The following is a 5991-nucleotide window of genomic DNA, read 5'->3' as shown; positions in this document are numbered from 1 at the left end:
CCCGCTCGGCGGCCGCCTGCGCATCCACGCGCAGGGCGGCCATCAGCTGCTGCAGGTCGGCCGGCACCGCCGCGGTGGCGCGGACCGGCTCGCCGCTTGAGGGATGCTTGAACTCCAGGGTCTCGGCGTGCAGCGCCTGGCGCTTGAAGCCGCGCAGTTCGGCGATCAGCTCCTCGCTGGCGCCCTTGGGCAGCTTCAGCGGGCCGCCGTACAGCGGGTCGCCGACGATGGGGTGCTTCAGGTGCGCCATGTGCACGCGGATCTGGTGGGTGCGGCCGGTCTCCAGGCGGCATTCCAGGGCCGTATGGGCGCGGAAGCGCTCGCGCAGCCGGTAGTGGGTGACGGCGTCGCGGCCGTCCTCGCGCACCGCCATGCGCAGGCGGTCGCGCGGATGGCGGTCGATCGGCGCGTTGGCAGTGCCGCCGGAGACCAGGGCGCCGACCACCACCGCCAGGTACTGCCGGTGCACGTCGCGCGCGGACAACTGCGCCACCAGCGAGGTATGCGCCTGCAGGGTCCGCGCCACCACCATGGCGCCGCTGGTGTCCTTGTCCAGGCGGTGCACGATGCCGGCGCGCGGCAACGCCGACAGCCCCGGGTCGCGGTACAGCAAGGCATTGACCAGGGTGCCGCTGGGGTTGCCGGCGCCCGGGTGCACCACCAGCCCGGCCGGCTTGTTCAGCACGATGACCTGGTCGTCCTCGTACAGCACCTCCAGCGGGATGTCCTCGGGCAGGGCGTGGGTCTGGGTGTCCAGCACCACGTGCAGGCTGGCGATCTCGCCGCCGCGCAGCGCATCGCGCGGCCGCGCCGGGGCGCCATCGAGCAGGGCATCGCCGGATTTGATCCATTCGGCCAGGCGCGAACGCGAGTATTCGGGGAACAGTTCGGCCAGCACCGCGTCGAAGCGGCGGCCAGCGGCGTGATCGGGGACGCGCGCCTGGCGCGGGCCGTCGCTGACGGCGTCCTCGGGGAGATCCGGGGGGGTATGGGGCATGGCAGGGGCACGGCTTGGGTCGGAAAAAGGGGGGCGCGGCGGCCATAGTCAGTCGCAGGACAGGCCACTAGGCTATCATCGCCCCTTCGTATTCCTGCCCTGCCGCGCCCGAACCCATGATCCGACGCTCCGTCCCGCTGTCCGCGCACGTCCGTTTCATCGCCCTGCTGCTGGTCACGCTGGTCGTGGCGACGGGTTGCCACCGTCAGAAGAAGAACCCCGAAGAAGGGATGCCGGTCGAGCAGCTCTACCAGAAGGCGCATGCGCAGATGGAGAGCGGCAACTGGGCCGGCGCCGAGAGCAGCTTCAAGCGGCTGATCGCGCAGTACCCGTACGGCAACTACACCGAGCAGGCGATGATCGAAAGCGCCTACGCCCAGTACAAGGCCGGCAAGCACGACGACGCGGTGTCGACCATCGACCGTTTCATCCGCACCTACCCGACCCAGCGCAACATCGCCTACATGTACTACCTGCGCGGGTTGTCCAACTCCAACCGCGACACGGTGTTCCTGCGCCGGGTGTGGTCGCTGGACCCCAGCCGCCGCGACCTGTCCACCCCGCAGCAGGCCTACGCCGACTTCAACACCGTTGCCGAGCGCTACCCCAACAGCCGCTACGCCGCCGACGCGCGCGCGCGCATGATCGCCCTGCGCAACGTATTCGCCCAGCACGAGCTGGACAACGCGCTGTACTACCTGCGCCGCGACGCCTGGGTGTCGGCCGCCTCGCGTGCCACCTACCTGCTCGAGACCTACCCGCAGAGCGCCTACCAGAACGACGCGGTGGCGGTGCTGGCCGATGCCTACACCCACCTGGGCAACAAGACCCTGGCCGCCGACGCGCGCCGCGTGCTCGAGCTCAACGACCCGCAGCACCCGTGGCTGACCGGCAACTGGCCGAAGTACCCGTGGATGATCCGCAAGCTCAACCCGTTCGCCGGCGAGAAGTCCGCCGCCACCGGGCAGTCCAATTCGCAGATGCAGCGCTGATCCACCGCGCCGACACGATGCACACCGACAGGGGCCGCAAGGCCCCTGTCGCGTTTCCGGGCAGCGCCGATCGGCCCCCGTGGTCCACTCGGGCACCTGCGCGCGGCGGCTGCAGTCGGCCATGACGACACCAGCGGGCACCCAAGGCGAGGCGGGTACGCGCGTCGCCAGGCAGCGCCAGTCCCGATCACTGGACGCCCAGCATGGCGCGCCTCCAGGCCGATCCCGGCGGAGTGCGACCCGCACCGCAGTCCCGGGAATTGGCGCCGATGCCCGTGGCCGGGCTTGCTAGGCTGGTCCCGTGCCCGCCCCGGGCCGCTTCCGCCGGGAACGCCATGTCTCTGTCCCTGCTGCGCCTGTTCGCTGCCGTCCTCGCCGTCGCTGCCGCACCTGCCACCGCGGCACCGGCCATCGTGTACGGGGTCAACGGCCACGACGGCCGCCCGGCCTACCCACTCAGCCAGAGCGAGGCGGTGTTCCGCCTGCTCGACCGGCGCAACCTGCGCAGCTACCGGTTCGACGTGGACCCGCGCAACTTCGCCGTGCTCGACCGGCTGGTGCAGCTCTCGCGCCAGTACAACATCGCGCTGCGGCCGATGGTGTATCCGATGTCGCGCGAGATCGGCTACGCGCTGGCGCGCCGCTATGCCAACGACATCAAGGTCTGGGAGATCGGCAACGAGCAGGACCTGGATCGTGCCGCCGCGCCGGCGCGGATCGCGGCCATGACCACGATGTACCGCGGCATGAAGCAGGCCTCCGACGAGGTGGGCGCCGGCCTGCAATTCACCATCAACATCACCGCCTGCAACAGCGACGACCATTCGGCCAGCGCGCGCTGCCCCGGCGACCGCAACGGCTCGCTGTGGTTCCTCGACCAGGCCAAGGCTGCTGGTTTCGACTTCGACCGGATCAGCTTCCACTACTACGCCTTCCACGGCGAGCGCGGCTACTGGATGGACCTGTATCTCGGACAGCTGCGCGCCGCCGCGCAGAAATACGGCACCAAGGTGTACGTCAACGAGCTCAACTGCGCCGAGATCTACACGGGCAACACCGATGGCGGCCATCCCGGCGACGGCGCCTGCTACGACAGCGTGGCGGACCTGCTGCAGACGCTGCGCAACGACTACGCCGACGTGGTCGCCGAGATCAATCTCTACGAACTGCTCGACCAGCCGGACCAGCAGGGCGCGGAGGCGCATTTCGGCCTGATGTACGACCTGGGCCGGCCGAAACCGACGCTGGACCTGCTGACCGACGCCGCCCGCTGAGGCCGCGGCGTCTTCGCACGGCGTGCTCGCCGCCTGCGGCTATGCTGCGGCGATGTTCGAACTGCATCGGGTCACCCGCCGCTACGGCGACATGCTGGCACTGGACCAGGTCGATCTTCGCATCGCCCCGGGCCGCACCACCGCGTTGATCGGTCCCAGCGGCGCCGGCAAGTCCAGCGTGCTGCGCCTGCTGCTGGGGCTGGAGTGGCCGGATAGCGGCGAGGTGCGCTTCCAGGGCGAGCCACTGCGTCGCGCCACCCTGTTGGCGCAGCGCCGGCGCATCGGCTACGTGATCCAGGAAGGCGGCCTATTCCCGCACCTGAGCGCCCGCGACAACGCCGCCCTGCTGGCGCGCACGCTGGGCTGGACGCGGCCGCGCATCGAGGCGCGCCTGCACGAGTTGGCCGAGTTGTGCCGCCTGCCGGAAGCGCTGCTGACGCGTTATCCAGCCGAGTTGTCCGGTGGCCAGCGCCAGCGCGTCGGACTGATCCGCGCGCTGTTGCTGGACCCGCCGGTATTGCTGCTGGACGAACCGCTGGGCGCGCTCGACCCGATCGTGCGCCACGAACTGCAGACGCAGATGCGCGAACTGTTCGCGCTGCTCGGCAAGACCGTGGTGCTGGTGACCCACGACGTCGCCGAGGCCGCCTACCTGGGCGATACCCTGGTCCTGATGCGTGGCGGCCGCGTGCTGCAGGAAGGCAGCGCGCGCCAATTGCTGGAGGTGCCGGCCGATCCGTTCGTGAGCCAGTTCCTGCAGGCGCAGCGCACCCTGGAGGAGGCGCGATGACCTCGCGAGGCGCGCGCTGGCGCGCGATCGCGATGCTCGCCTTCGGTGCAGCAGCCAATCTGCTGAGCCTGCCGGCCGCCGCCGACACCAAGGTCGTGGTCGGCTCCAAGAACTTCACCGAAGCGGTGGTGCTGGGCGAGATCGCCGCCGGCGCCGGGCGCCAGGCCGGGGTCGAGGTCGAACATCGACGCCAGCTCGGTGGCACCCGCATCCTGTGGCGCGCGCTGGAGCAGGGTTCGATCGACGCCTACGCCGAGTACACCGGCACCCTGGCCGCCGAACTGCTGCACATGCCCGGCGCCGACGACGACGCGCTGCGGCAGGCGCTGGCGCAGCGCGGCCTGGCGATGAGCGCGCCGCTGGGCTTCGACAACACCTATGCGTTCGGCATGCGCCGGCAACGCGCGCAGGCGCACGGCATCGCGCGCTTGTCCGACCTGGCCGCGCATCCGACGCTGAAGTTCGGACTGAGCAACGAATTCGTCTCGCGCGCCGACGGCTGGCCCGGCGTGCGCGACGCCTACGGTCTGCCGCAGGTGCCCACCGGTCTGGACCACGACCTCGCCTACCGCGCGCTGGACAGCGGCGCGATCGACCTCACCGACCTGTACAGCACCGATGCCGAGATCCCCGCGCACGACCTGCTGGTGCTGCAGGACGACAAGCACTACTTCCCGCGCTACGCGGCGGTGTTCCTGTACCGCGCCGACCTGGCGCAGCGCGCGCCGCGCTTCGTGCAGGCGCTGCAGGGACTGGGCGGACGCATCGACGCGGCGACCATGCAACGGCTCAACGCCGAAGCCAAGCTCGACAAGCGCGCCGAGAGCGCGATCGCCGCGCATTGGCTGGGCATCGCCGCGCCGGCCGAGGACGGACGGATGCAACGGCTGCTGCAACGCACCCGCGAGCACCTGGCGCTGGTCGGACTGTCGCTGGGCCTGGCCCTGCTGGTGGCACTGCCGCTGGGCATCCTGGCCGCGCATCGACCACGGCTCGGCCAAGCGGTACTGGCCCTGACCGGCGTACTGCAGACGCTGCCGTCGCTGGCGGTGTTCGTGTTCATGATCCCGCTGTTCGGCATCGGCGCCAAACCGGCGATCGCCGCGCTGTTCCTGTACAGCCTGCTGCCGATCGTGCGCAACATGCATGCCGGCATCACCGGCATCCCGCGCGAGCTGCGCGAGACCGCCGCTGCGTTGGGACTGCCGCCAGGCACCCGGCTGTGGCGGATCGAACTGCCGCTGGCACTGCGCACCCTCCTCGCCGGCATCAAAACCGCGGCGGTGATCAACGTCGGCACCGCGACCCTGGGCGCGCTGATCGGCGCCGGCGGCTACGGCCAGCCGATCCTCACCGGCATCCGCCTGGACGACCTCGGCCTGATCCTGGAAGGCGCGGTGCCGGCCGCGCTGCTGGCGCTGCTGGTCCAGGGCCTGTTCGAACTGCTGGAGCGGGTGCTGACCCCGCGTGGATTGCGCCTGGCGGCGCGGCGGTAGGTCAAGCCAGCGCCGCGGGCATCAGCGATGTGGCCGGCCTTCGGCAACCCGCACCCGCGCTAAACGCATCACAGCGGCATCGGGTCGCGGCTGACGCCATGTATCAAACAGGATCGACGATGCGGACCAGTAGTCGATTGACTTCCCATCGAAACCGAAGACAGACAACGATCGCACGCACGCACGCGCGCTCAAGCACGCGCCGCAGCCACCATCTCTTGCGCCAGGCCGCGCATCGCCTCCGGCGTCAACTGCAGATAGGGCGCGATGCGCAGGGCGCCATGGCGATGGGTGCAGATGACTTGCGCGTGCTGCAGCCATGGCAGCAAGGCCGGCATCGACGATGCTGGTGGGCGCAGCGCGTACAGGTGCGGCGCATGCCCAGGCACGGTCCAGTCGCCCGCGCCCAACGCGTGCAACTCCGCGTCGAATGCCGCACCAA

The 5991-nt window shown here is 70.4% G+C and carries 5 protein-coding genes and 1 pseudogene; 4 read left to right on the top strand and 2 right to left on the bottom strand.

All coding sequences use genetic code 11. The features are described from left to right. Nucleotides 1–997: 23S rRNA pseudouridine(1911/1915/1917) synthase RluD (gene rluD / locus D180_RS03415; RefSeq protein ID WP_017911683.1), on the bottom strand; the 997-nt coding region annotated here is incomplete at its 3' end. A 116-nt stretch (nucleotides 998–1113) separates the two neighbouring features. Here rluD and D180_RS03410 point away from each other — a divergent pair. The 4 genes from D180_RS03410 (at nucleotide 1114) to D180_RS03395 (ending at nucleotide 5549) form a co-directional block, all read left to right on the top strand. Continuing rightward, complete coding sequence (locus D180_RS03410) at nucleotides 1114–1989, top strand: outer membrane protein assembly factor BamD (RefSeq protein WP_017910377.1); 876 nt, start codon at nucleotides 1114–1116, stop codon at nucleotides 1987–1989. A gap of 335 nt (nucleotides 1990–2324) precedes the next feature. Continuing rightward, on the top strand, nucleotides 2325–3263 hold the full coding sequence (locus tag D180_RS03405) for a hypothetical protein (protein WP_017911682.1): 939 nt from the start codon (nucleotides 2325–2327) through the stop codon (nucleotides 3261–3263). 52 nt (nucleotides 3264–3315) lie between these two features. Continuing rightward, nucleotides 3316–4053: an ATP-binding cassette domain-containing protein gene (locus D180_RS03400; protein WP_043090417.1), complete on the top strand. Its 738-nt coding sequence runs from the start codon at nucleotides 3316–3318 to the stop codon at nucleotides 4051–4053. 32 nt (nucleotides 4054–4085) lie between these two features. After that, nucleotides 4086–5549 (top strand): glycine betaine ABC transporter substrate-binding protein, encoded by a 1464-nt coding sequence (locus tag D180_RS03395; RefSeq protein ID WP_043090416.1) that lies wholly within the window; start codon nucleotides 4086–4088, stop codon nucleotides 5547–5549. A 191-nt stretch (nucleotides 5550–5740) separates the two neighbouring features. On the opposite strand, the pseudogene D180_RS03390 reads toward D180_RS03395, so the two are convergent. Beyond that, nucleotides 5741–5991, bottom strand: a pseudogene (locus D180_RS03390) (selenocysteine lyase); the annotation flags it as partial.

This window comes from Xanthomonas sp. SHU 166, from assembly GCF_000364685.1.
GTDB lineage: Bacteria > Pseudomonadota > Gammaproteobacteria > Xanthomonadales > Xanthomonadaceae > Xanthomonas_A > Xanthomonas_A sontii.
The sequence above is the reverse complement of the archived record's forward strand: the minus strand, read 5'-3'. Positions and strand labels throughout refer to the sequence as shown.